23 protein-coding genes, 1 tRNA gene and 2 pseudogenes are annotated in these 23312 nt (G+C 70.8%); 8 read left to right on the top strand and 18 right to left on the bottom strand.

All coding sequences use genetic code 11. From position 1 onward, the window contains the following. Nucleotides 1-2: 2 nt before the first annotated feature. Entirely contained in the window at nt 3-893 is an 891-nt protein-coding gene (locus STSP_RS04190) for an aminoglycoside phosphotransferase family protein (protein WP_067272173.1), read from the bottom strand. A 94-nt stretch (nt 894-987) separates the two neighbouring features. Here STSP_RS04190 and STSP_RS04185 point away from each other — a divergent pair, with 94 nt between their 5' ends. Further along, nucleotides 988-2379 carry an NAD(P)/FAD-dependent oxidoreductase gene (locus STSP_RS04185; RefSeq protein ID WP_067272165.1) on the top strand — a complete coding sequence of 464 codons (1392 nt, stop codon included), beginning with the start codon at nt 988-990 and terminating at the stop codon, nt 2377-2379. Nucleotides 2380-2446: 67 nt separating this feature from the next. Here the strand turns inward: STSP_RS04185 and STSP_RS04180 are convergent. Beyond that, a tRNA-Thr gene (locus STSP_RS04180) sits at nt 2447-2523 on the bottom strand. A gap of 220 nt (nt 2524-2743) precedes the next feature. Between STSP_RS04180 and STSP_RS04175 the strand changes: the two genes are divergently transcribed. The 3 genes from STSP_RS04175 (at nt 2744) to STSP_RS04165 (ending at nt 5390) form a co-directional block, all read left to right on the top strand. Beyond that, nucleotides 2744-3880, top strand: coding sequence for an ABC transporter ATP-binding protein (locus STSP_RS04175; RefSeq protein WP_067272162.1), 1137 nt, complete (start codon nt 2744-2746; stop codon nt 3878-3880). Between the two features lie 257 nt (nt 3881-4137). Further along, entirely contained in the window at nt 4138-4581 is a 444-nt protein-coding gene (locus STSP_RS04170; protein ID WP_067272160.1) for a hypothetical protein, read from the top strand. A gap of 74 nt (nt 4582-4655) precedes the next feature. After that, nucleotides 4656-5390 carry a nucleotidyltransferase family protein gene (locus tag STSP_RS04165; protein ID WP_067272233.1) on the top strand — a complete coding sequence of 245 codons (735 nt, stop codon included), beginning with the start codon at nt 4656-4658 and terminating at the stop codon, nt 5388-5390. A gap of 337 nt (nt 5391-5727) precedes the next feature. Here the strand turns inward: STSP_RS04165 and STSP_RS04160 are convergent, their stop codons facing one another. The 7 genes from STSP_RS04160 to STSP_RS04130 all read right to left on the bottom strand — a co-directional run bounded on the left by STSP_RS04160 (nt 5728) and on the right by STSP_RS04130 (nt 12912). Then, nucleotides 5728-7497, bottom strand: a complete 1770-nt coding sequence (locus STSP_RS04160; RefSeq protein ID WP_067272230.1) for a DoxX family membrane protein — start codon at nt 7495-7497, stop codon at nt 5728-5730. 99 nt (nt 7498-7596) lie between these two features. Next, nucleotides 7597-8538, bottom strand: coding sequence for a 23S rRNA (guanosine(2251)-2'-O)-methyltransferase RlmB (gene rlmB, locus STSP_RS04155; RefSeq protein WP_067272157.1), 942 nt, complete (start codon nt 8536-8538; stop codon nt 7597-7599). A 122-nt stretch (nt 8539-8660) separates the two neighbouring features. After that, nucleotides 8661-10061 (bottom strand): cysteine--tRNA ligase, encoded by a 1401-nt coding sequence (cysS, locus tag STSP_RS04150; protein WP_067272154.1) that lies wholly within the window; start codon nt 10059-10061, stop codon nt 8661-8663. Nucleotides 10062-10163: 102 nt separating this feature from the next. Beyond that, on the bottom strand, nt 10164-10568 hold the full coding sequence (locus STSP_RS04145; protein ID WP_067272151.1) for a PPOX class F420-dependent oxidoreductase: 405 nt from the start codon (nt 10566-10568) through the stop codon (nt 10164-10166). 150 nt (nt 10569-10718) lie between these two features. After that, nucleotides 10719-11270, bottom strand: coding sequence for a 2-C-methyl-D-erythritol 2,4-cyclodiphosphate synthase (gene ispF, locus STSP_RS04140; protein WP_067272148.1), 552 nt, complete (start codon nt 11268-11270; stop codon nt 10719-10721). Beyond that, entirely contained in the window at nt 11260-12057 is a 798-nt protein-coding gene (ispD, locus tag STSP_RS04135; RefSeq protein ID WP_067272145.1) for a 2-C-methyl-D-erythritol 4-phosphate cytidylyltransferase, read from the bottom strand. The genes ispF and ispD overlap by 11 nt, the downstream gene beginning before the upstream one ends. Before the next feature lie 372 nt (nt 12058-12429). Continuing rightward, nucleotides 12430-12912: a CarD family transcriptional regulator gene (locus STSP_RS04130; RefSeq protein WP_003953493.1), complete on the bottom strand. Its 483-nt coding sequence runs from the start codon at nt 12910-12912 to the stop codon at nt 12430-12432. 655 nt (nt 12913-13567) lie between these two features. On the opposite strand from STSP_RS04130, the gene STSP_RS04125 reads away from it, so the two are divergent. Next, on the top strand, nt 13568-14254 hold the full coding sequence (locus tag STSP_RS04125; protein WP_067272143.1) for a copper chaperone PCu(A)C: 687 nt from the start codon (nt 13568-13570) through the stop codon (nt 14252-14254). Nucleotides 14255-14319: 65 nt separating this feature from the next. Here the strand turns inward: STSP_RS04125 and STSP_RS36610 are convergent. The 4 genes and pseudogenes from STSP_RS36610 to STSP_RS04115 form a co-directional block, all read right to left on the bottom strand. Further along, nucleotides 14320-14426 (bottom strand): annotated as a pseudogene (locus tag STSP_RS36610) (winged helix-turn-helix domain-containing protein); the annotation flags it as partial. An 89-nt stretch (nt 14427-14515) separates the two neighbouring features. Then, nucleotides 14516-14623, bottom strand: a pseudogene (locus STSP_RS36605) (winged helix-turn-helix domain-containing protein); the annotation flags it as partial. Between the two features lie 89 nt (nt 14624-14712). Then, complete coding sequence (locus tag STSP_RS04120; RefSeq protein WP_009340348.1) at nt 14713-15393, bottom strand: response regulator transcription factor; 681 nt, start codon at nt 15391-15393, stop codon at nt 14713-14715. After that, entirely contained in the window at nt 15390-16664 is a 1275-nt protein-coding gene (locus tag STSP_RS04115; protein WP_067272140.1) for a sensor histidine kinase, read from the bottom strand. Before STSP_RS04115 ends, STSP_RS04120 begins: the two co-directional genes overlap by 4 nt. Nucleotides 16665-16878: 214 nt before the next feature. On the opposite strand from STSP_RS04115, the gene phoU reads away from it, so the two are divergent. Then, entirely contained in the window at nt 16879-17574 is a 696-nt protein-coding gene (gene phoU / locus STSP_RS04110; RefSeq protein ID WP_067272137.1) for a phosphate signaling complex protein PhoU, read from the top strand. Nucleotides 17575-17670: 96 nt separating this feature from the next. Here the strand turns inward: phoU and STSP_RS39500 are convergent, their stop codons facing one another. Together STSP_RS39500 and STSP_RS04100 are read right to left on the bottom strand one after the other, a co-directional pair. After that, nucleotides 17671-17829: a hypothetical protein gene (locus STSP_RS39500; RefSeq protein WP_198547258.1), complete on the bottom strand. Its 159-nt coding sequence runs from the start codon at nt 17827-17829 to the stop codon at nt 17671-17673. A gap of 246 nt (nt 17830-18075) precedes the next feature. Continuing rightward, a complete protein-coding gene (locus STSP_RS04100) occupies nt 18076-18837 on the bottom strand; it encodes a phosphoglyceromutase (RefSeq protein ID WP_067272133.1) in 762 nt (253 codons plus the stop codon). Between the two features lie 143 nt (nt 18838-18980). On the opposite strand from STSP_RS04100, the gene STSP_RS04095 reads away from it, so the two are divergent. Beyond that, a complete protein-coding gene (locus STSP_RS04095) occupies nt 18981-20372 on the top strand; it encodes an MDR family MFS transporter (protein WP_078066873.1) in 1392 nt (463 codons plus the stop codon). On the opposite strand, the gene STSP_RS04090 is transcribed toward STSP_RS04095, so the two are convergent. Next, entirely contained in the window at nt 20347-20814 is a 468-nt protein-coding gene (locus tag STSP_RS04090) for a DUF2000 domain-containing protein (RefSeq protein WP_067272131.1), read from the bottom strand. The genes STSP_RS04095 and STSP_RS04090 overlap by 26 nt on opposite strands. A 49-nt stretch (nt 20815-20863) precedes the next feature. On the opposite strand from STSP_RS04090, the gene STSP_RS04085 reads away from it, so the two are divergent. Then, a complete protein-coding gene (locus STSP_RS04085) occupies nt 20864-21664 on the top strand; it encodes a helix-turn-helix transcriptional regulator (protein WP_067272128.1) in 801 nt (266 codons plus the stop codon). Nucleotides 21665-21705: 41 nt separating this feature from the next. On the opposite strand, the gene STSP_RS04080 is transcribed toward STSP_RS04085, so the two are convergent. Continuing rightward, nucleotides 21706-22206 (bottom strand): type III secretion system chaperone family protein, encoded by a 501-nt coding sequence (locus STSP_RS04080; protein ID WP_067272126.1) that lies wholly within the window; start codon nt 22204-22206, stop codon nt 21706-21708. Beyond that, the coding region (mshA, locus tag STSP_RS04075; protein ID WP_067272124.1) for a D-inositol-3-phosphate glycosyltransferase at nt 22199-23312 on the bottom strand (1114 nt) is incomplete at its 5' end. The genes mshA and STSP_RS04080, both read right to left, overlap by 8 nt.

Here is a 23312-nt window from a genome sequence, read left to right as displayed (position 1 = left end):
GGCTAACCGCGACCGCCGCGCAGCCGCCGCCCGATTTCCAGGTGATGCGGCACGAGCGGGCGTCCCTCCTCGATCTCCCACAGCGAGTTCTGCAGCACCCGTCCCAGCGTCCAGGCCCGCGCCCGCTCCCGGTCGAGCCCCAGCACGTCCGTGATCGCGTCGAACCGCCAGCACACCTCGTCGGCGTCGAAACGGTTGTCCAGCGCGGGGAACAGCTCGAACCCCGGATCGCCCGCGAGCGGTTTCGGGTCGATGGCGAGCCAGGGCTCCCGGTCGGCGGCCAGCACGTTCTCGTAGTGCAGATCCCAGTGCAGCAGCCGGTCACCAGGCTCACCGGCCACCTCGCGCACCGCCGCCGCACAGTCCTCAAGCAGCCGCCGATCGGCCGGATCCGCCACCCGCGGCAGCGCACCCGACACCCGATCGAGCATCCGTTCCGCGATGCCCCCGAGCCGCCGCAACCCCTCGGGCGCAGGCACCGCCGTCAACCGCGCCAGCAGCCCCGCGATGACCAGCACCGCCTTGCGGGAGTCCGGCTCCGCCATCAACATCCGCGCCGAGTCGAGCCGTTCGAGCAGCAGGGTCCCCGTGACGTCGTCGCACTCCAGCAGCCGTACGGCCCCGTCGCCGCCCCACACCCGCAGCGCGACCGGCTCCCCCACGGTCTCCTCGTCCAGGTACTGCAGCTTGAGGACCGCCTGGCAACCGTCCGCCTCGCGCACCACCGGCAGCACCAGCGCGCACATCCCGTTCATCACGGGGCCGTCGATCCGCAGGGCCCACCGCTCCAGGAACTCCGCCGCCCGCGTCGGCAGCGCCGCGACGAAGGCCCGCCCCTCCACACCGTTGAACTTGGTTTGCGTGGCCACGAGCTCGTCCGGTACCTCGATCACACAGCGATCCTAGGGACGCGCCCAATCCGCTGCCACGGCTTATCCCCGCACCCACTTGCCCGGCGCGCCCCCGCAGGCGCTACCGTCCGCTCGCATGAACACCGTCAACGGCGGCATATCGTTCTGGTACGCCAGTGAAGGCCTCCCCACCCCACGCGAACCCCTGCCCGGCGACGCATCCGCCGACGTCGTCATCGTGGGCGGCGGCTACACCGGACTGTGGACCGCCTACTACCTGAAAAAAGCGGCCCCCTTCCTACGCATCACCGTCCTTGAACAGAAGTTCTGCGGCTACGGCGCCTCCGGCCGCAACGGCGGCTGGCTCTACAACGGCATCGCCGGCCGCGACCGGTACGCGAAACTCCACGGCCACGACGCCGCCGTACGCCTCCAGCAGGCCATGAACGACACGGTCGCCGAGGTCGTCCGCGTCGCGGCCGAGGAGAACATCGACGCCGACATCCACCAGGGCGGCGTACTCGAGGTCGCCTACACCCCCGCCCAGCTGGCCCGCCTCAAGGCCTTCCACGCCACTGAACTCGAGTACGGCGAGAAGGACCGCGAGCTCTACGGCGCCCGCGACACCGCCGAACGCATCCGCGTCAGCGGAGCCGTCGCCTCCACCTGGACCCCGCACGGCGCCCGCCTGCACCCCGCCAAACTCGTCAAGGGCCTCGCCACCGCCGTGGAATCCCTGGGCGTGACGATCCACGAATCCACGCCCGTCACGGAGATCAAGCCCAAGCATGCGGTCACGCCCTACGGCACCGTCCGCGCCCCCTACGTCCTGCGCTGCACCGAGGGCTTCACGGCCTCCCTCAAGGGCCACCGCCGCACCTGGCTCCCCATGAACTCCTCCATGATCGTGACCGAGCCCCTGACCGACGACGTCTGGTCGTCGCTCGGCTGGGAGGGCCGCGAGACCCTCGGCGACATGGCCCACGCCTACATGTACGCCCAGCGCACCGCCGACGACCGCATCGCGCTCGGCGGCCGCGGCGTCCCGTACCGCTACGGCTCCCGCACGGACAACGACGGCCGCACGCAGCCCGCCACGATCGACGCCCTGCGCGAGATCCTCGTCCGCTTCTTCCCGCAGCTGGCAGGGGTGGGCATCGACCACGCCTGGTCCGGTGTCCTCGGCGTCCCCCGGGACTGGTGCGCGACCGTCACCCTGGACCGCACGACCGGACTCGGCTGGGCAGGCGGCTACGTCGGCTCCGGCGTCGCCACCGCCAACCTCGCCGCCCGCACCCTCCGCGACCTGGTCCAGCAGGACTCCGGCCAGTCAGGCCCCACCGACCTGACGACCCTCCCCTGGGTCAACCACAAGGTCCGCAAATGGGAGCCGGAACCCCTGCGGTGGCTCGGCGTCCACGGGATGTACGCGACATACCGGGCAGCAGACCGCACCGAACGCACCGCACCTTCCGCCGAAACCGCCCGCCTGGCCCGCCTCGCAGACCGCCTCTCGGGCCGCCACTGAGCACCGCGCCGCCCCCGCGGCCGGACGACAAAGGCCCAGGTCACACGCTGTGTAACCTGGGCCTCAGTGGAGCCCCCTGTCGGATTCGAACCGACGACCTACGCATTACAAGTGCGTTGCTCTGGCCAGCTGAGCTAAGGAGGCGTGCCCGTGCAGTGTACCCAGGTCACGGACCGGCCTCGTCGAAAATTTCGTCGAAGTTCACATGCCCCGGACTACTGACAGACCAGGTGAACCCCAGGTACCGTCTCGGTCCAGTTCACCCGCGTGGACTACACCACAACGGGACCACCCGTCGTGGCACACCACCTTCCTACAACGGATCGTCCGGCACGTTCCTGCCGGTAGAAGGGGGCCCATCACCATGGCCACTGTCACGTTCGACAAGGCGACCCGGATCTACCCGGGTTCCGAGAAGCCCGCCGTCGACGCGCTCGACATCTCGATCGAGGACGGCGAGTTCCTCGTCCTCGTCGGCCCGTCCGGTTGCGGCAAGTCCACCTCCCTGCGCATGCTCGCGGGTCTCGAGGACGTCAACGCCGGCGCCATCCGCATCGGTGACCGCGACGTCACGCACCTGCCGCCGAAGGACCGGGACATCGCCATGGTGTTCCAGAACTACGCGCTCTACCCGCACATGACGGTCGCCGACAACATGGGCTTCGCGCTCAAGATCGCCGGTGTGCCGAAGGCGGAGATCCGCCAGAAGGTCGAGGAGGCCGCGAAGATCCTCGACCTCACCGAGTACCTCGGCCGCAAGCCGAAGGCCCTCTCCGGTGGTCAGCGGCAGCGTGTCGCGATGGGCCGCGCGATCGTGCGTGAGCCGCAGGTGTTCCTCATGGACGAGCCGCTGTCGAACCTCGACGCCAAGCTCCGCGTCTCCACCCGTACGCAGATCGCGTCGCTGCAGCGCCGCCTCGGCATCACCACCGTCTACGTCACCCACGACCAGGTCGAGGCCATGACGATGGGCGACCGCGTGGCCGTGCTGAAGGACGGCGTCCTGCAGCAGATCGCGTCGCCGCGCCACATGTACGACAAGCCGGCCAACCTCTTCGTCGCGGGCTTCATCGGCTCCCCGGCCATGAACCTCGTCGAGGTGCCGATCACCGACGGTGGTGTGAAGTTCGGCAACTCGGTCGTGCCGGTCAACCGCGAGGCGCTGTCCGCCGCGTCCGACAAGGGCGACCGCACCGTGACGGTCGGTGTCCGCCCCGAGCACTTCGACGTGGTCGAGCTGAACGGCGGCGCCGCCCAGTCGCTGGCGAAGGACAGCGCGGACGCCCCGGCCGGTCTGGCCGTGTCCGTCAACGTCGTCGAGGAGACCGGCGCCGACGCCTACGTCTACGGCACGGCCGAGGTCAGCGGCGAGGCGAAGGACCTGGTGATCCGCGTCAACAGCCGCCAGGTGCCGGAGAAGGGCTCCCAGCTGCACGTCGTGCCGCGTCCGGGCGAGACCCACGTGTTCTCGACCTCGACGGGCGAGCGCCTCAGCGACTGACGCGCAGCCGCGCCATCACGCCTTCGGGAGTCCCGCACCGTCCGGTGCGGGACTCCCGTCGTTCATCGGCCGTCCTTCGTCGGCCGTCGTCCACCGGCCGTCCTTCATCGGCCGTCGTTCACCGGTCACACAAGTCGGTCACACAACGGGCATTTCGAGCCTGTACGTCAACACCCGCCACACAATTCCCGGTTCACCATCGCTCGACAGAGTGACCAAATGTCGCCAAATCACTACAGGCCGCTACTCTCACTCGCGTGACGCACTCCTCTAAGCCGTCGGCACGGCGCGGCGCAGCCCGCCGCATCGGCCGTTCCCTCGCTCTCGTTCTGCCCGTCGTCCTGGTGCTCTCCGGAACCCTCGCGGTCACCCGCGTCAACTGGTCGGGCGGCGGCTCCTCGGACTCCGTGCTCACCGCCTCCGCCGAGGACGTCTCCACGCCGGCCAGGTCCCGCGCCCCTCAGGACGTACTGCGCGACCGGCTCCTGCTTGAACTCCAGGAGAAGGACCCGGGCGTTGCCCTCACGCACCTCCAGCAGGAGGTCAACGACCGGCCGTCCCTGGCGCGGCACTGCGTGTCCATCGCCCGCGCCCTCGGCCGGGCCGCCGTGCAGCACTACGGAGCCTCCCGCGCCCAGTCGTTCGCACGCCCGGTCTGCGACACGTCCTTCGCATCGGGCGTCGCCTCCCAGCAGGGTTGAGCGGCGACGCCCGTCGCCCGGAGTGATGGCGGGGCCCGTCGGAGGTGTGGGCGGACAGCACGTACAGTTCGGACATGACAGGTGATTCGAACGGGCTGATCCGCCCCACTCAAGCCGTCGTTCTGGCCGGTGGCCAGGGCTCTCGGCTGCGTCCCTACACCGACGACCGGCCCAAGCCCATGGTCGAGATCCCCGGCACGGGGACGCCCATCATCGGCCACCAACTGGCCTGGCTCGCCGACGAAGGCGTCACCGACGCCGTCGTCTCGTGTGGCCATCTGGCCGAAGTGCTCCAGAAATGGCTGGAGTCCGCGGATCTTCCGCTCCGGGTCACCACGGTGGTGGAGACGGAGCCGCTGGGCCGTGGCGGCGGCCTCAAGTACGCCGCCGCCCATCTGCCCCACGCCGACCAGCCGTGGTACGCCACAAACGGCGACATCTGGACTCGTTTCTCGCTGCGGGACATGGCGGCCTTCCACGCCGAGCGCGACGCCACGGCGACGCTCGCGCTGGCGCGCCCCCGCATCCCCTGGGGTGCCGTCGAGACGGACACCTTCGGGCACATCACGGACTTCGTCGAGGCCCCTCCGTCGCCGTTTCTCATCAACGCGGGTGTGTACGTGTTCTCGGCGGAGTTCACGGAGCTGCTGCCGTCGCGCGGCGACCACGAGCGCACCACGTTCCCGAAGCTTGCGCGCGAGAAGCGCCTGGCCGGTTTCCCAATTCCCCAAGGCGCGTACTGGCGGGCCATCGACACGGCGAAGGACCTGACGGAAGCGGCGAAGGAGCTGGCGGCACTGGGCCGTTGAGCCGACGAGGCCGATCGGCGGCCCTCTCGGGTCGGCGAAGCCGCTCGGCCCCCTCGGCCCCTCGGGTCGGCCCACGCGCCGACCACGCGCCGGGTCAGCCGCGGCCGTGCGCCGGGTCAGTCGCCGTGCCCCCGTCAGCGGCGAACCACCGCGGGCGTGGCCGCAGGAGCTGTCGCGTGTCCGTCTGCCGTGAGCGGTACGCCCATTCCGCAGCGGGTCGCCCGGCCAGTCGGCAGGCCGCCCGGCCGGTCACGCAACGGCCTTGTACGACGCACCGGGGCTCGGCACATCACCTGTGCCGAGCCCCGGTTCTGTTGGCTGACGCGGAGTGGGTGCGTCAGCCGAGGATTCCGCCCACGAACCCGTCCGACCCTCCGTCGTCGGCTCCACCGCCGCCGCTGTCGCTGCCGCCGGAGCCGGTGCCGCCCGAGGAGGGCCCGGCGCTGGTGGCAGGGGGCGCCTGGGGTGACGTCGCGGGCGGGGCCTGTCCGGCGCCCTGGGTCTGGCTGGGCTGTCCGGCACCGGTGCCCGCCGTCTCTCGGGGCGCCCCGGAGCCTGCGGACTGCGACGGGCCGGCCGCGGTCTCCTGGCCCTGTGTCGGCGACCCAGAGGCGGCCGGGCTCCTGCTGTCGTCGCCGCGCTGCGCGTCCGGGCTCTGCGGGAGCGGCGAACCGGGCAGTTCGTTGCGCGGGGGTTCGCCGGGGCCAGGCACGGTGACGCGCGCGGCGTCCCGCACCGCGCTGCCGAGCAGCGCGCCGACGAGCAGCGTGAGTCCGGCCGCGACGGTCGCCATGAGGGCGCCGCGCCGCAGTACGCGGCGTCGCAGCTCCCAGAGCTCGGCGCGCGGTCCGAGCGTGCGCCAGGCCTCCGAGGCGAGGCGCCCGTCGACCGAGTAGACGGGGGCGCCCGCGATGACCAGCGGGGACCAGGCGGCGAGGTAGATGATGTCGGCGGCCTCGTAGACCGGCGATGTCTTCCAGCTGACGGCCATGAGGAGTCCGGCGGCCAGCAGGGCCCCCGTGGCGGCGGCGAGCCGCTGCCAGAGGCCGAGGACGGTGAGCGCGCCCACGATCACCTGCAGAAAGGCCACACAGAGGCCGACGCCCACCGGATGCTGGAGCGCGAAGCCGTGCAGCGGCTCGGCGAGTCCCCAGGGGTGCAGCGAGTGGAGCCACCCGGCCATGGAGCCGGGACCGCTGCGGTCGAAGTAGACGGGGTCGCAGAGCTTGCCCATGCCCGCGTAGACGGAGACGAATCCGAGGAGAATCCGCAGCGGGAGCAGGACGACGCCCAGGTTCATCCGGCGGCCGGGGTAGTACGCGTGCCGCACAGGCTCGGCGCCGTGCCGCCGTGCGGCGCGCCCCTCGCCCTCGCCCGCGCTCTCCTCGTCGTACGCGTCGCCGTAGACACCGGAGCCGTAGGGGCCGTACACCTCGGAGTCGTACGCGCTGTATGCGCCGGCGCCGTAAGCGCCCCCGGCACCGAACTCCGCACCGGTGTAGAGGGGTTCCTCGTAGGCGCTGCCCGCGCCGCGGAGCTGCGCGAGCAGGGGGATCTGGTCGGCGCCGGTTCCGGGGTGGGAGGTCCCGGTGGGCAGGGGGGTCTCGACGGTGTCGTCGTAGCGCGTGTCGTCGCTGAAGCCCGTGGAGCTGCCGTATCCGGCGTAACCGCCGTAGGCGTCCTGGTCGTTGTAGCCGCCGCGGCTGTAACGGTGGCTTTCCTCACCGAGGTCGATGCGGGGGATGACCTGCGTGGAGCGGGCGTCGTCCGTGCCGTAGCCGGTGTCGGGCAGGGTGGCCGCGCCGGTGTCGCGTACGGCCTGGCGGAGTCCGGTGGCGGCCGCGTCGCCGGGCTCGGACCTTCCGGTCCAGACGAGCGGGGCGCGGCGCGCGCCGGGGACACGGCCCGGGACGGCGGGTGCGCCCGGGTGGCGTCCGATGCGTGGGGACTGGGCTGGCCGCGTGGTGGGGAAATGCACGCGGAAGCTCGCGTGGTTGACGATGACCTGCGCGGGGTCGCACGGCACTTTCACCATGCTCAGCGCGGGAGCGTCGTCGAACCCTGACGAGCGGCCCCCCGTGGGAGTGCGGGGTGTTCTGGTGTCCACACTCATCTAACCGAGTGACGTGTCCTTAGGACACTGCCTTGACTGCCCCGATCTGTCCGGACCGCGTCAAGATCGTGTGCACCCCCGGAGGGCCGTCGCTCAGCCGCGCCGCCGCGCCGCCTCGTACAGCACGACGCCCGCCGCGACACCGGCGTTGAGCGACTCGGCGCCGCCCGGCATGGGGATCCGCACCCGGAAGTCGCAGGTCTCCCCGACGAGCCGGGAAAGACCCTTGCCCTCGCTGCCCACGACGATGACGACCGGACCCTCGAGGGCCTCGAGCTCGCCGACCTCGACCTCGCCGTCCGCGGCCAGACCCACGACCACGATGCCCGCCTTCTTGTACGCCTCCAGGGCGCGCGTCAGGTTCGTGGCGCGCGCGACCGGCGTACGGGCCGCGGTGCCCGCGGACGTCTTCCAGGCGCCGGCGGTCATGCCGGCGGCCCGCCGCTCGGGTACGACGACGCCGTGGCCGCCGAACGCGGAGACGGACCGCACGACGGCCCCGAGGTTGCGCGGGTCGGTCACGCCGTCGAGGGCGACGATCAGCGGGTCCTCGCCCTCGTCGTAGGCGGCGTTGGCGAGGTCCTCGGGGTGTGCGTACTCGTACGGCGGGACCTGCAGGACGAGGCCCTGGTGGTTGAGCCCGTTCGTCATGCGGTCGAGCTCCGGGCGCGGGGCCTCCATGAGGTTGATGCCGCCGCGCTCGGCCGCGAGCTGGAGCGCCTCGCGCACCCGCTCGTCGTTGTCGATGAACTGCTGGACGTAGAGCGTCGATGCGGGCACGCCCCCGCGCAGCGCCTCGACGACGGGGTTCCGGCCGACGACGAGTTCGGACGGGGACTTGCCGCCCCGGCCGCGCGGCGCCTGGCGGCCGGCCGCGCGCCGGGCCTTGGCCTGCGCGGCGCGCTGCTTGGCGTGTCCCTTGCGCATCTCGGCGGGCGGCGTGGGGCCCTTGCCCTCGAGCCCGCGGCGTCGCTGGCCGCCGCTGCCGACCTGCGCGCCCTTCTTGCCGGACATGCGACGGTTGTGAGCGGCCATGATCTACCTGTCTGCTTCGTGATTCGGGTGGATGTCGTGCGTGCGTACGCCCGTGAGTGCGTACGTCCCTGTACGTCTACGAAGTGTGCCGCCCGTTCGGCCGGACGGCACACTCCATGGTCTCAGCGCGGGCCGAGCGACCAGCGCGGCCCCTGCGGGCTGTCCTCGATGACGAGGCCCGACTGGTTGAGCTGGTCGCGGATGGCGTCCGCGGTGGGCCAGTCCTTGCGGGCCCGGGCGGCCTCGCGCTGCTGGAGCACGAGGCTTACGAGGGTGTCGACGACGCCGTGGAGGTCCTCGCCGCGGTCGTTCTCCCCGGCCCAGTGCGGGTCGAGCGGGTCGAGGCCGAGGACGCCGAGCATGGCGCGCACCTCGGCGAGCCGGGCCACGGCGCCTTCCTTGTCGTCGGCGGCCAGCGCGCTGTTGCCCTGCCGGACGGTGGTGTGGACGACGGCGAGTGCCTGCGGCACGCCGAGGTCGTCGTCCATGGCCTGGGCGAAGGCGGGCGGCACCTCGGGGGCGGGCTCGACCGCGCCTCCGGCCTTCTCCACCACGCGCTGCATGAAGCCCTCGATCCGCGCAAAGGCGGACTCGGCCTCGCGCAGGGCCTCCTCGCTGTACTCGATCATGGACCGGTAGTGCGGAGTGCCCAGGTAGTACCGGAGCACGATCGGCCGCCACCGCTTGACCATCTCGCTGACGAGCACCGAGTTGCCGAGCGACTTCGACATCTTCTCGCCGCTCATCGTCACCCAGGCGTTGTGCACCCAGTACTTCGCGAACTCGTCGCCGTACGCCTTGGCCTGGGCGATCTCGTTCTCGTGGTGCGGGAAGATCAGGTCGATGCCGCCGCCGTGGATGTCGAAGGCGGTGCCCAGGTACTTGTGGGCCATGGCGGAGCACTCGAGGTGCCAGCCGGGGCGGCCGCGGCCCCACGGGGTCTCCCAGGAGGGCTCGCCGGGCTTGGCGGACTTCCACAGGGCGAAGTCGCGCGCGTCCCGCTTCCCGGTCTCGCCCGCGCTCTCCGGCTGCTGGAGGTTCTCGAGCTCCTGGTTGGACAGCTCCAGGTAGCCCGGGAAGGACTTCACGTCGAAGTAGACGTTGCCCTCGGAATCGTAGGCGTGGCCGCGCTCGATGAGGCCGCGCATCATCTCGACCATCTCCGTGACATGGCCGGTGGCGCGGGGCTCGTACGTGGGCGGCAGGCAGCCGAGCGCGGTGTAGCCGTCGTTGAACGCGCGCTCGTTCTCGTATCCGATGGACCACCAGGGCCGGTTCTGCTCGGCGGACTTCTGGATGATCTTGTCGTCGATGTCGGTGACATTCCGGATGAACGTCACTTCGTAGCCGCGGTAGGCGAACCAGCGGCGCAGGATGTCGAAGTTGAGGCCCGACCGGATGTGCCCGATGTGCGGGGCGGCCTGCACGGTCGCGCCACACAGGTAGATCGAGACGCAACCCGGCACGAGCGGGGTGAAGTCACGGATCTGCCGGGCGCTGGTGTCGTACAGGCGAATAGTCACCGCTCCAGAGTAGTGGGCCCGGGCCAGTGCCCCGCGACACACGGGGCACACGGGACACTGATTCGTGACCTCTCGCGCCGAAGGCGTTCGTCACCTGGGCTGTCAGAGGGTTCCGACGATCTTGCGAGGGGTGATCCGTACGACGAGACGCTCGGCGTCCTGCGCGGCGGCTGGGTTGAATTCCCTGTACTTCTTGCCCGTGTACTTCATCGAGAGCTCGTCGATGAGTTCCTGTCCGCCCTCGGTGGTCATCTCCGCTGTGCCGCGGATCTCCGCATAGGTGTACGGGGAGTCCGGGGGCACGACGACGACGCTGACGCGCGGGTCGTGCTGGATGTTCTTGGGCTTGCGGCGGTCGACGGTCGTGGAGAACAGCACGTCGTCGCCGTCCCGCTTGATCCAGACCGGCGACGCGTGCGGGCTGCCGTCGGGCTGGGCAGTGGCCACGACGACGAAGACGGGGCTGTCGAGGAGCGCCTTGAGCTTGTCGGGCAGTTGGGCGGACATGGGGGCCTCTCTATTGGTTGACGGCTGTACGGGTTCGTACGGGTACCCGATACTCCGCCACGGCACCGCTCCGCTCCGGCATTGCTCCCTCCGGCGTACGCGTCGCCCCTGCGGGCCCACAACGGTCAGCGGCGCGCCCGCCCGCGTGCCTCAGCCCCGCGAAAAGACCACCGCCGTAGCGATCGCCGCCAGCCCCTCCCCCCGCCCCGTCAGCCCGAGCCCGTCCGTCGTCGTACCGGAAACGGCGACGGGCGCCCCAGCCGCCTCGCTCAGCGCCTTCTGCGCCTCGTCCCGCCGCTTGCCGATCTTCGGCCGTACGCCGATGACCTGGACGGCGATGTTGCCGATCTCGAACCCTTCGGTCCGTACGATCCGCGCGGCCTCGGCGAGCAGAGTGACACCGGACGCCCCGGCCCACTCGGGCCGCGACGTGCCGAAGTGGGCGCCGAGGTCGCCGATGCCCGCCGCGGAGAACAAGGCGTCGCACGCGGCGTGCGCGGCGACGTCGCCGTCGGAGTGCCCGGCGAGCCCGTACCCGTCGCTGTCCGGCCCCTCCCAGAGCAGCCCCGCGCACCACAGCTCACGCCCCTGCTCGAAGGCGTGCACGTCGGTACCGATACCGACCCGCGGCAGCGGAATCCCGGAAACACCGGAAGCGCCGGAAACACCCGAAGCTGCGGAAGCAGAGGTCTCAGAAACCATCGTTGGCCCTCCTGCGCGCCAGGACCGCCTCGGCGAGGACGAGGTCCAGTGGACGGGTGACCTTGAAGGCCTCCTCATGCCCGGGCACGACCACCACGGGCACACCGAGCTGCTCCACCATGCCGGCGTCGTCTGTCGCGCCCTCGCCGCTGAGCGCGACGGTCTCGTGGGCGCGTACGAGGGTGGCGCGGTCGAAGCCCTGCGGGGTCTGCACGGCACGCAGCCGGGCCCGCTCAGGCGTGGCGACGACGGGTTCGGGCTCGCCCTTCTCGCGCGGCTCGACCTGCTTGACGGTGTCGGCGAGCGGAAGCGCCGGTACGACGGCGGGATCGCCGGCACGTACGGCTTCGATGACCGCGTCGACCGTGTCAACGGGCACGAGCGGGCGCGCCGCGTCGTGCACGAGCACGATGTCGATGCCGGGCGGCAGCGCGTCGAGGCCGAGCTTCACGGACTCCTGGCGGGTGTCGCCGCCGGTGATGACGAGGAAGTCCGTCCGCTCCGGCAGCGCATGTGAGGCGAGCAGGCTCTTGACCTCGGCGGCGCCGTCGGGCGGGGCCACGACCACGACGAGCGACACGGCGCGCGACGCGGCCATGGCGCGCACGGCGTGGATGAGCATGGGCGTGCCGTTGAGAGGGCGCAGCGCCTTGGGGGCGCCGGGCCCGAGGCGCACTCCGCGGCCGGCGGCGGGGATCACGGCGGCGGTGCGGGACTGGCCTGCGCTGCCGGACTGGCCTGCGGTGCGGGACTCACCGCCCGAGGGCGGGCGCGAAACGTCAGACATCGGTTCCGTTCAGGTTTGTGTGCTCGGCCGACTTGGGTATGGCCCCTGCGGGTACCCCGGCCGAAGGGCTGGGGAAGTGCCGGGTACGACGCCTCGACCGGACCCTTCCGTGACTTCTGGTCGAGCCGCTCGCCCGGGCCAGACGCGCTTCGCATCCCGAGCCGTACGAGCCGGCATCGCTTCGACCACGGAAGCGACCGAATCGATAGGGCGATCAAGTCGATCTGATCGGCGTCGGTCTGATCGGCTGTGCATCGGGATCCGGAAAAGCGAAGAAGACATGCCGCAGCGCCCGGCGACCATTAGGGTCAGCGGGCACCGCGGCATTTCACTGCGCCGGGCAGGGCGTCGGAGCACCGTGCACCAGGACGCTCAGGACGCGAGAACCTCGTCGAGCAGAGCCTCGGCCTTGTCCTCGTTCGTGTTCTCCGCGAGGGCGAGCTCACTCACCAGGATCTGCCGGGCCTTGGCGAGCATGCGCTTCTCACCGGCGGAGAGTCCACGCTCGCGCTCGCGACGCCACAGGTCACGCACCACTTCGGCGACCTTGATGACATCGCCCGAGGCGAGCTTCTCGAGATTTGCCTTGTAACGACGGGACCAGTTCGTGGGCTCCTCGGCATACGGCGCGCGCAGCACCTCGAAGACCCGGTCCAGCCCGTCCTGACCGACCACATCACGCACGCCGACGAACTCCGCATTGTCCGCTGGCACACGCACCGTCAGGTCGCCCTGGGCGACCTTCAGCACCAAGTAGGTCTTGTCCACGCCTTTGATCTGGCGAGTTTCGATGGCCTCGATCAGCGCGGCCCCGTGATGGGGATAGACCACGGTGTCGCCAACCTTGAACGTCATGTGACAGGTACCCCTTCCGTGGCTATCCAGGGTAACACGAGAACCGCCGGTTCTGAATGGCGTTTTCGCAGGTCAGGGCATATCTCGGGGCTTGACAACAACAACATGAACGTGCTGCGGAGGCCTACCGGAAGCGGGTATTCGCAGGTCGGAGGTGCTCTCCGGCCGAAGTGAAACGCGCACGTTACACGCATCCGGAGCCCTCCCCAAGTGGCCGAACGTCCCGTTTTGCCGGATTCTCGACGTCCGACTTCCGCTACTCCGTTCGGTGACTGCGGCCACGTGCGACATGAATCCGGAATTGATCACACGCCAAGGTGATCAATTCTCCTGACCGCCATGCATTCCTTACGGGAAATCCGCAAGCGGTGGCGCGGTACAGATGGCACTCACTCGATCAATGTGAATGTGCTGAACGCCTGCGACCTCGGAGACCGAGAACAGCGTCGCGAGTCAGGAGGGACTCCGGAGGGAGTTGTGCGCGCCGTGGCCAGAGGCAGCTTCTGGGGGACGGCAAGCCTGCCGGGGCGTAGGGGCGGGTCGGGTGCGGCGGCGCGGAAGCGGCTCGGTAATCTGAGCCCGCTGACCAACCCTTAGGGCGGCTTTACGGCCGCCCGCACCGTCGTACAAACCACGTCCAAGGAGTTGCCGCGCCGTGAGCCTCCCCCTCACTCCGTCCGGGGGTACCCCCAGCCTTCGACGCGGTGCGCTCGCCGCCACCGCCATCGCGATCTCGATCGGTGCGCTGACCGCATGCGGCGCCGGCCACAACGCCCAGACGCTGGAGATCAAGCCGGACAACGCCGCGACCGCCGTCGGCGACATCAAGATCCAGAACGCCACGATCATCACGCAGCCGGATCTGAAGTCGACGGGCCCCGCCGTGGTCACCGGCACCCTCTTCAACAACGGCACGACAGCCCAGACTCTCGAGTCGATCACGGTCGTCGGGACCAACAAGAAGGCCGAGATCAAGCCCGCCAAGGGCTCGGGTCCGCTCACCATCCCGGCCGGCGGCTCCGTCATCCTCGGCGGCAAGGGCAACGCGACCGCCGTACTGCCGAGCAGCCGTGAGGCCGTCCAGGACGGCAACGCGCAGCAGGTGACCTTCACCTTCAGCGAGACCGGCGATATCAAGCTGCGGACGTTCGTCGTCCCCGCCGAGAGCTTCTTCACCGAGTGGGGCCCGAGCAACGCGCCGACGCCCTCTCCGACGAAGACGGCATCGCCCGCGGCCGGTGCGAGCGCCTCGGAGGCGGCGGAGTCCGGCTCGGGCGCGGAGGCGGAAGCGGGCGCCACGGCCGAGGCGTCGTCGAGCGCCTCGCACTCCAGCGGCCACTGACGTACGACGCGAGGGGGCGCCCCGGGCTTTCCCGGGGCGCCCCCTCGCTGTTCCCACGTGACCGATCAGGGCTCGAACTTGTACCCCAGACCCGCACCGTCACCAGGTACCGCGGCGCCCCCGGGTCCGGCTCGATCTTGGCACGCAGGCGCTTGACGTGGACGTCGAGCGACCCCTTCTTGATGCACCCCTCACACCGCTCCGCGGGCATCGGAGCGCTGCGCCGGACTCCGTCCGCCGACCCGGGGCCACGCGTGCGGTCTACGGCTCGAACTTGTACCCCAGACCCCGCACCGTCACCAGATACCGCGGCGCCCCCGGGTCCGGCTCGATCTTGGCACGCAGGCGCTTGACGTGGACGTCGAGCGACCCCTTCTTGATGCACCCCTCACACCGCTCCGCGGGCATCGGAGCGCTGCGCCGGACTCCGTCCGCCGACCCGGGGCCACGCGTGCGGTCTACGGCTCGAACTTGTACCCCAGACCCCGCACCGTCACCAGATACCGCGGCGCCCCCGGGTCCGGCTCGATCTTGGCACGCAGGCGCTTGACGTGGACGTCGAGGGTCTTGGTGTCGCCGACGTAGTCGGCGCCCCAGACGCGGTCGATGAGCTGCATGCGCGTAAGGACGCGGCCCGCGTTGCGCAGGAGCATCTCCAGGAGGTCGAACTCCTTCAGGGGGAGGTCGACCTTGGAGCCGGAGACGGTGACCACGTGGCGGTCGACGTCCATGCGGACCGGGCCCGCCTCCAGGGCGGCCGGGGTGACCTCCTCCGGCTCGCCGCGGCGGCGCAGGACGGCGCGAATGCGGGCGACCAGTTCGCGCGAGGAGAAGGGCTTGGTGACGTAGTCGTCGGCTCCTATCTCAAGGCCGACCACCTTGTCGATCTCGCTGTCCTTGGCGGTCACCATGATCACCGGGACGTTGGAGCGACCGCGCAGCTGGCGGCAGACCTCCGTGCCGGGCAGGCCCGGCAGCATGAGGTCGAGCAGGACGAGGTCGGCGCCGTTGCGCTCGAACTCGTCGAGTCCGTCGGGCCCGGTGGTCGCGATGGCGACCTCGAAGCCCTCCTTACGAAGCATGTAGGACAAAGCGTCGGAGAAGGACTCCTCGTCCTCGACGACGAGCACTCGGGTCACGGAAGGACCTCCGGGGCAGAAAGTGGTTCGTGTGCGTACGGGGATGAGATGGCGGTCTCGGCGGGCTGCCCGTTCTCGTCCTCGTCGTCGAGGCCGGGCCGGTGGCTCGAGCGGTCGCGGGCAGAGCCCGCCTCCGGAAGCCGCAGGGTGAACGTGGAGCCCTGTCCCTCGGAGCTCCACACCGTGACCTCCCCGCCGTGCGAGGCGGCCACGTGCTTGACGATGGCCAGACCCAGGCCCGTGCCGCCCGTGGCACGGGAGCGGGCCGGGTCGACGCGGTAGAAGCGCTCGAAGATGCGCTCCTTGTCCTTGTCGGATATGCCGATTCCCTGGTCGGTGACGGAGAGCTCGATGAGGTCCCCGCCGGGCGCGGCCACCCGGCGCGCGGCGATGCCCACGCGGGTACGGGCCGGGCTGTAGTTCACGGCGTTCTCGACGAGGTTGCCGAGGGCGGCGGCGAGCTGGCCCCGGTTGCCCCAGACGTGCAGGTCGGCGGTGCCTCCCGAGGCCATGGTGATCTGCTTGGTGCCCGCCTGGTGGCGGCAGCGGTCCATGGCCTCGGCGACCAGCTCGTCGACGCGTACGGGCTCGGCGTCCTCCAGCGGGTCGTCGTTCTGCACCCGGGAGAGGTCGATGAGTTCCTGGACGAGGTTGGTCAGGCGGGTGGCCTCCACCTGCATGCGCCCGGCGAACCGTTCCACCGCCTCCGGGTCGTCGGACGCGTCCATGACGGCCTCGGAGAGGAGGGAGAGGGCGCCGGTGGGGGTCTTGAGCTCGTGGCTGACGTTGGCGACGAAATCGCGGCGTACCGCCTCGATGCGCCGGGCCTCGGTGAGGTCCTCGACCAGCAGCAGCACCAGGCGCGAGCCCAGCGGGGCCACGCGGGCGGAGACGGCGAGGGCCTCGCCGCGGCCGGTGCCGCGCCGGGGCAGGTCCAGCTCGACCTGCCGTATCTCGCCGTCGCGTCGGGTGTCGCGGGCCATCTGGAGCATCGGCTCGACGGCCAGCTTCCCGCCGCGTACCAGACCGAGCGCGTACGCGGCGGAGCTGGCCTTGACCACGCTGTCCGCCTCGTCGAGGACGACGGCGGATGAGCGCAGCACGGACAGCACCGTGTCGACGCCCGGGGGCAGTACGGGATCTGTGTGGAGAGAGGTACGGGTGGGACGCCTCTGCTCGCGCTCGCTCCAGCGGAACGCCAGCATCGCGATCACGCCGGTGCACACACCGGCGATCGCTGCCGCTGCGGCAACCGCCGCGTTCACGTCCATGTGTCCAGGTTATGCGTGCCAGGACCGCTGCCCACAGCCATCGGAGCGCCCGCTCGAACACTCGTCGCCCAGAGTTCACCGAGGAGACAGGGATGGTTCATTTGGTCTGCCGGAAACGGACGCGTACGGCCCGGAACGTGGCAGCGTGGGGTTCGTCAGCCCCCGACACCGGAGCCCCGGAGCCCCCGACGAAGACGGAGAGAGGGACACCCACATGCGGGACGCGTACCACGAGGAACTTGACTCGATCGGCGAGGACCTGGTCGAGATGGCCCGCCTGGTCGGGTCGGCGATCGGGCGCGCCACCACGGCCATTCTCGACGCCGACCTGAAGCTGGCGGAGAGTGTGATCGCGGCCGACCAGAAGGTCGACGATCTGCAGCACGACCTGGAGGCCCGGGCCATCGCCCTGCTCGCCCGGCAGCAGCCGGTGGCGACGGACCTGCGGATAGTCGTCACCTCGCTCCGTATGAGCGCCGACCTGGAGCGCTCGGGCGACCTGGCCCAGCACGTGGCCAAGCTGGCCCGGCTGCGCTTCCCGGAGCGCGCGGTCCCGAACGACCTGCACGCCACCATCCTGGAGATGGGCCAGCTCGCGCAGCGTCTGATGGCGAAGGCCGCCGAGGTCGTCATCACCAAGGACGTCGACCTGGCGCTGCAGCTGGAGTCCGACGACGACGAGATGGACCTGCTGCACCGTACGCTCTTCCAGCACCTGATGGACGAGCGCTGGAAGCATGGCATCGAGACGGCAGTCGACGTGACGCTGCTCGGCCGCTACTACGAGCGCTTCGCGGACCACGCCGTGTCGGTCGCGAAGCGGGTCGTGTACCTGGTGACGGGCGAGTACGCGGACGAGCTCCAGCCCCCGACGGGCCCGGTGGAGACCGGCGCGGTGGAGGGCGCCTGACCACCTCGGACAACGGGTGGCGCCCCACGGGACACGTACACGATCGTGATCACGATCAGTACGTCCCGTGGGGCGCCGGTGTCTGCACCCGCCGTATCAGCCGCCGCACCGGCACGGCGCGCCGGCCTGGCAGCCGCAACCGCAGCCCGCGCCGCAGCCGCAGGCGCCGATGAGCACGAGCTTCGGCAGATCGGGCACCGAGGGCATCTCGGCGGGCGGCTCGGGGGTGTAGTCGGTCTCGGGGGACTCGGCCATGAGGGCTCCCTCCTCGAAGGCGCACGTGCGTACGGGCGTACGGCCTCGGGACGTCGCCTCCTCGCCCATTGCAAGCCCACCGGGGCAGGCGCATCAACGGCGCACACGCGCGCCCGCCCACAACCGTGCACACAACGGCGCGCCCGACGGGCTCACGCTTTGGGCTGGATGGCTGGAGCTGCCCAGCGCAACGACAAGCCCCCTACCCGCGGAGAACTCGCAGGTAGGGGGCTTGATCAGTCAGGGTTACTTCTTCTTGCCCTGGTTCTTGACCGCCTCGATCGCGGCCGCCGCCGCCTCCGGGTCGAGGTACGTGCCGCCCGGGTTGACCGGCTTGAAGTCGGCGTCGAGCTCGTAGGAGAGCGGGATGCCCGTCGGGATGTTCAGGCCCGCGATGTCCGCATCCGAGATCCCGTCGAGGTGCTTGACCAGGGCGCGCAGGCTGTTGCCGTGGGCGGCGACCAGGACCGTGCGGCCGGCCAGGAGGTCGGGGACGATGCCGTCGTACCAGTACGGCAGCATGCGGATGACGACGTCCTTGAGGCACTCGGTGCGCGGGCGCAGCTCCGGCGGGATGGTGGCGTAGCGCGGGTCGTCGCTCTGCGAGAACTCGCTGCCGTCCTCGAGCGGCGGCGGCGGGGTGTCGTAGGAGCGGCGCCAGAGCATGAACTGCTCCTCGCCGAACTCGGCGAGGGTCTGCGCCTTGTCCTTGCCCTGCAGGGCGCCGTAGTGGCGCTCGTTCAGGCGCCAGCTGCGGTGGACGGGGATCCAGTGGCGGTCGGCGGCCTCAAGCGCCAGCTGCGCGGTGCGGATCGCGCGCTTCTGGAGCGAGGTGTGGACCACGTCGGGCAGCAGACCGGCGTCCTTCAGCAGCTCACCGCCGCGGACTGCCTCCTTCTCGCCCTTCTCGTTGAGGTTGACGTCCACCCAGCCGGTGAACAGGTTCTTCGCGTTCCATTCGCTCTCGCCGTGGCGGAGGAGGATCAGCTTGTACGGTGCGTCGGCCATGCCCCTGAGCGTAATCGACGGTGCTGTCCGGTTCGATCGGTGTCTCGATTGACGGTCGCCGTCAATTCGATGGCGACCGCGAGCCCCCTCTTTGTAAGTTGCATGACGAGCCGCTGCTACTTACATCATCAGGGGGACCGCCCATGCCTGCCACCGGACTCGCCGCACTCAGACGGGCCGCGAGGGACAGCGTGGCGGGGCTTCCCCGCGCCTTCTGGTGGCTGTGGACCAGCACGCTCGTCAACCGGCTCGGGGCGTTCGTCGCGACCTTCATGGCGCTGTACCTCACGCTCGACCGCGGATACTCCGCCTCGTACGCCGGACTCGTCGCCGCGCTGCACGGGCTCGGCGGTGTGATCTCCTCGCTGGGTGCGGGCGTGATGACGGACCGGCTGGGACGGCGGCCCACCCTGCTCATCGCCCAGACGTCGACGGCCCTCAGCGTCGCGCTGCTCGGCTTCATGCGCGATCCCGTGGCGATCGCGGCCGTCGCCTTCCTCGTCGGCATGGCGTCGAACGCCTCACGGCCCGCCGTGCAGGCGATGATGGCGGACATCGTGCGCCCCGAGGACCGGGTGCGCGCCTTCTCGCTCAACTACTGGGCGATCAACCTGGGGTTCGCGGTCTCCTCGATGGGCGCGGGCTTCGTCGCGGAGGTCAGTTATCTCGCGGGCTTCCTGGTCGAGGCCGCGATGACGCTGGTGTGCGCGGTGGTCGTCTTCGTCAAGCTGCCGGAGTCGCGGCCAGAGCGGACGGCCGCGCAGAAGGCCGCCGAGCCGGAGACCGGGCTCGGCACGGTGCTGCGCGACGGCCGCTTCATGGGCGTCGTGGGGCTGTCCTTCCTCATCGCGCTGATCTTCCAGCAGGGTTCGGTGGGGCTGCCGGTGGCGATGGGCGAGGCGGGCTTCACCCCGGCCGACTACGGCATGGCGATCGCGGTCAACGGCGTACTGATCGTCGCCCTGCAGATCCCGGTCACCCGCTTCATCGAACACCGCGACCCGCAGCAGCTGTTGATCGTCTCGTCGCTCGTCGCGGGATACGGCTTCGGGCTCACCGCGTTCGCCGGGTCGGTCGGCGTCTTCGCGCTGACGGTGTGCGTGTGGACGCTCGCCGAGATCGTCAACGCACCCACCCAGACGGGGCTCGTGGTCCGGCTGTCCCCGGTGCACGGCCGCGGCCGCTACCAGGGCATGTACACGCTGTCCTGGTCGGTGGCAGGCCTGGTGGCCCCGCTGATGTCCGGCTTCATGATCGACCGGCTCGGTGCGGAGTGGCTGTGGGGCGGCTGCGCGGTGATCGGCACGGTGGCGGCCGCCGGGTACTGGGTGCTGATGCGGGGGCTGCCGGCGGAGGACGAGTCAGCGAACGAGTCCAAGGCCGAGGCCACCGCCAACGGGGCCGGGGCCACCGCCAACCAGGCCGAGGCCACCGCCAACGGGGCCGAGGCCGCCCCGAACGACTCCGGCACGCAGGGCTCCGAGTCCGGCTCCCCCCGCTCCGCAGCACTCAAGGATGCATCCGTGACCCCTTGAGCACCTTGTCCACCGCATTGCGCGGCCCGTACACCGCCAGCCCCACCAGGTCCAACTGATCCGTGGGGACCGCGCGTACCGCCGCGCGGTTGTCCCGGTCGTTGCCGGTGGAGAACAGGTCGGACGTGAAGGCGGACCGCGGGAGCGCACGGGACAGGGCGCGGGTGTGCGCGGCCTTCAGCGTCTCCTTCGTTCCCTCGAAGACGAGGACCGGCTGGCGGAACATCGGCAGATACGGAGTGCCGTCGGCATCGGCGTACGGCTCGCCGATCACCTCGGGGAGCTCTGAGCCGATACCGCTGACCAGGAAGGCGGTGACGTTCAGGCGCTGCCAGGGCTCCAGGTCCTCGCGCAGCAGCACGGCGATCTTGGTGTCGAAGCGTACGGGCGGCAGGTCGTTCCCGGACCTCGCGGTGGCGGCGCCGGCGTTCTCAGTGGTCATACTCCGAGACTGCCGACCGCCCCGTCGCCCGGTCTTGTACGTTCTTTGCATGGCGGCCCGGCAAGAGATCTCCGCGTGGCGCCCACAGGTCCCGGGCGTCGTCGAGGTCTTCCACGCCCACTTCACCGAGTACGCGTACCCGATGCACGTACACGACGCGTGGACCCTGCTGATCGTCGACGACGGCGCGGTCCGGTACGACCTTGAACGCCACGAGCACGGCACCCCGCACGACACGGTCTCCCTGCTCCCGCCGCACGTGCCGCACAACGGCTCGCCCGCGACCCCGCACGGCTTCCGCAAACGGGTCATCTACCTGGACCTGACCCAGCTCGACGAGAGCTTCATCGGGCCCGCGGTGGACGGTCCCGACCTGGCCGACCCGGTCCTGCGCCGCCGCGTCGGGCAGTTGCACACGGCCCTGGCCCAGCGGGGCGACGAGCTGGAGGCGGAGAGCCGTCTTGCGCTGATCGGCGAGCGGCTTCGCGGCCATCTGCGGCCCCGTCTGGCCACCGCCCGCCCGCCGCGGCGCGACGCGGGCGTAGCCCACAGCCTGCGGGAACTCCTCGACGCACGTCTCGTGGAGGGCGTGCCCCTCGAGGAGGCGGCACGGCTGGTGCATGCCCATCCGACTCATCTCGTACGAGCGTTCAGTGCCGCCTTCGGCATCGCGCCGCACCAGTACCTCATGTCACGCCGCGTCGACCGGGCGCGCCGCCTCCTCCTCGACGGCCGGACGCCCGGCGAGGTGGCCGCGGCGACCGGCTTCTACGACCAGGCCCATCTGACCCGCCACTTCAAGCGGTTGGTGGGCGTCCCGCCCGGTCACTACCGCACCAGCGCCCGCTGAGCCTGAGCCTGAGCCTCGGCAGCCTCCTGCCTGTGTACAGCTCAGCTCTCCGGACGCTGCGTCAGATGCGCGAACGCGTCCAGGTTCCGTGTCGACTCGCCGCGCGACACCCGCCACGCGTACTCCTTGCGGATCGCCGAGGCGAAGCCGAGTTCGAGGAGCGTGTTGAAGCTGCCGTCGGCGGCCTCGAGGACCGAGCCGAGGAGGCGGTCCACCTCCTCGGGCGTGACGGCGGCCAGCGGCAGCTTGCCGACCAGGTAGATGTCGCCGAGGGGGTCGACGGCGTAACTCACGCCGTAGAGCTTGAGGTTGCGCTCGAGCAGCCAGCGGTGCACCCCGGCTTCGTTCTCGTCCGGATGCCGGATCACGAACGCGTTCAGTGAGAGCGAGTGCCTGCCGACGAGCAGCGAGACGGTCGTCGAGAGCTTGCGCGTTCCGGGGAGTTTGACCACGTACGAGCCTGGCTCGGGGCTCTCCCACTCCAGCTCTGCGTCCTTGAGCGCGGACTCGATGACCTGCGTCGCCTGCCGTACGTCAGCCATGGAGCGAGCGTACGCGACGGCGGTGGTCGTACATCGCAGCGGTGTAGACGTCCGCCGTGGCCGACGCCGCCGCGTCCCAGCCGAAGGACTCGGCGTGCCGGGCCGCGGCCGCGCCCATCCGGGCCGAGAGACCCGGGTCGTCGGCGAAATCGCGCAGCACGCGCGCGTAGTCGGCCGGTTCGTGGCCGTCCACGAGGAATCCGGTCACGCCGTCGCGTACGGCCACGGGCAGTCCGCCGACCGCGGCCGCGAGCACGGGCGTGCCGGTCGCCTCGGCCTCGATCGCGACGAGGCCAAACGATTCGCTGTAGGAGGGCATGACGAGCAGCGAGGCGGCCCGGAACCAGTCCGCGAGCTGGTCCTGGGCGACCGGCGGCCGGAAGCGCACGACGTCCGCGATGCCGAGCCGCGCGGCGAGCTTCTGCAGCCGCTCGGGTTTGGCGAGCCCGCTGCCGGACGGCCCGCCGACGACGGGCACGACGATGCGCGAGCGCAGCTCCGGCCGCTCGTCGAGCAGCACGGCGACGGCGCGCAGCAGCACGTCGGGCGCCTTGAGGGGCTGTATGCGGCCTGCGAAGAGCGGGATCAGGGCGTCCTGGGGGAGGCCGAGGCGGGCGCGGGCCGCGGCACGTCCGTCGGCCGGCCGGAACAGGTCGAGGTTCACGCCCGGGTGGACGACGGCGACCTTGCCGAGGTCCGCTTCGTAGTGGCGTACGAGCTCCTCGGCCTCCCCCGCCGTGTTGGCGATCAGGCGGTCCGCCGCGCGTACGACCTGGGTCTCGCCGATCACACGGGCGGCCGGTTCCGGGGTGTCGCCCTCGGCGAGCGAGGCGTTCTTGACCTTCGCCATGGTGTGCATGGCGTGCACCAGCGGGACGCCCCAGCGCTCTGCGGCGAGCCAGCCCACGTGGCCGCTCAGCCAGTAGTGCGAGTGCACGAGGTCGTAGTAGCCCGGGCGGTGCCCGGCCCAGGCCTGCATCACGCCGTGCGTGAAGGCGCACAGCTGGGCCGGCAGGTCCTCCTTGGCGAGTCCCTCGTACGGGCCTGCGTCCACGTGCCGCACGAGGACGCCGGGCGCGAGCTCGACGGCGGGCGGGGGCCCGCCC

The organism is Streptomyces jeddahensis (genome assembly GCF_001642995.1).
Lineage (GTDB): Bacteria > Actinomycetota > Actinomycetes > Streptomycetales > Streptomycetaceae > Streptomyces > Streptomyces jeddahensis.
This window is presented reverse-complemented; position numbering and strand designations above follow the sequence as displayed.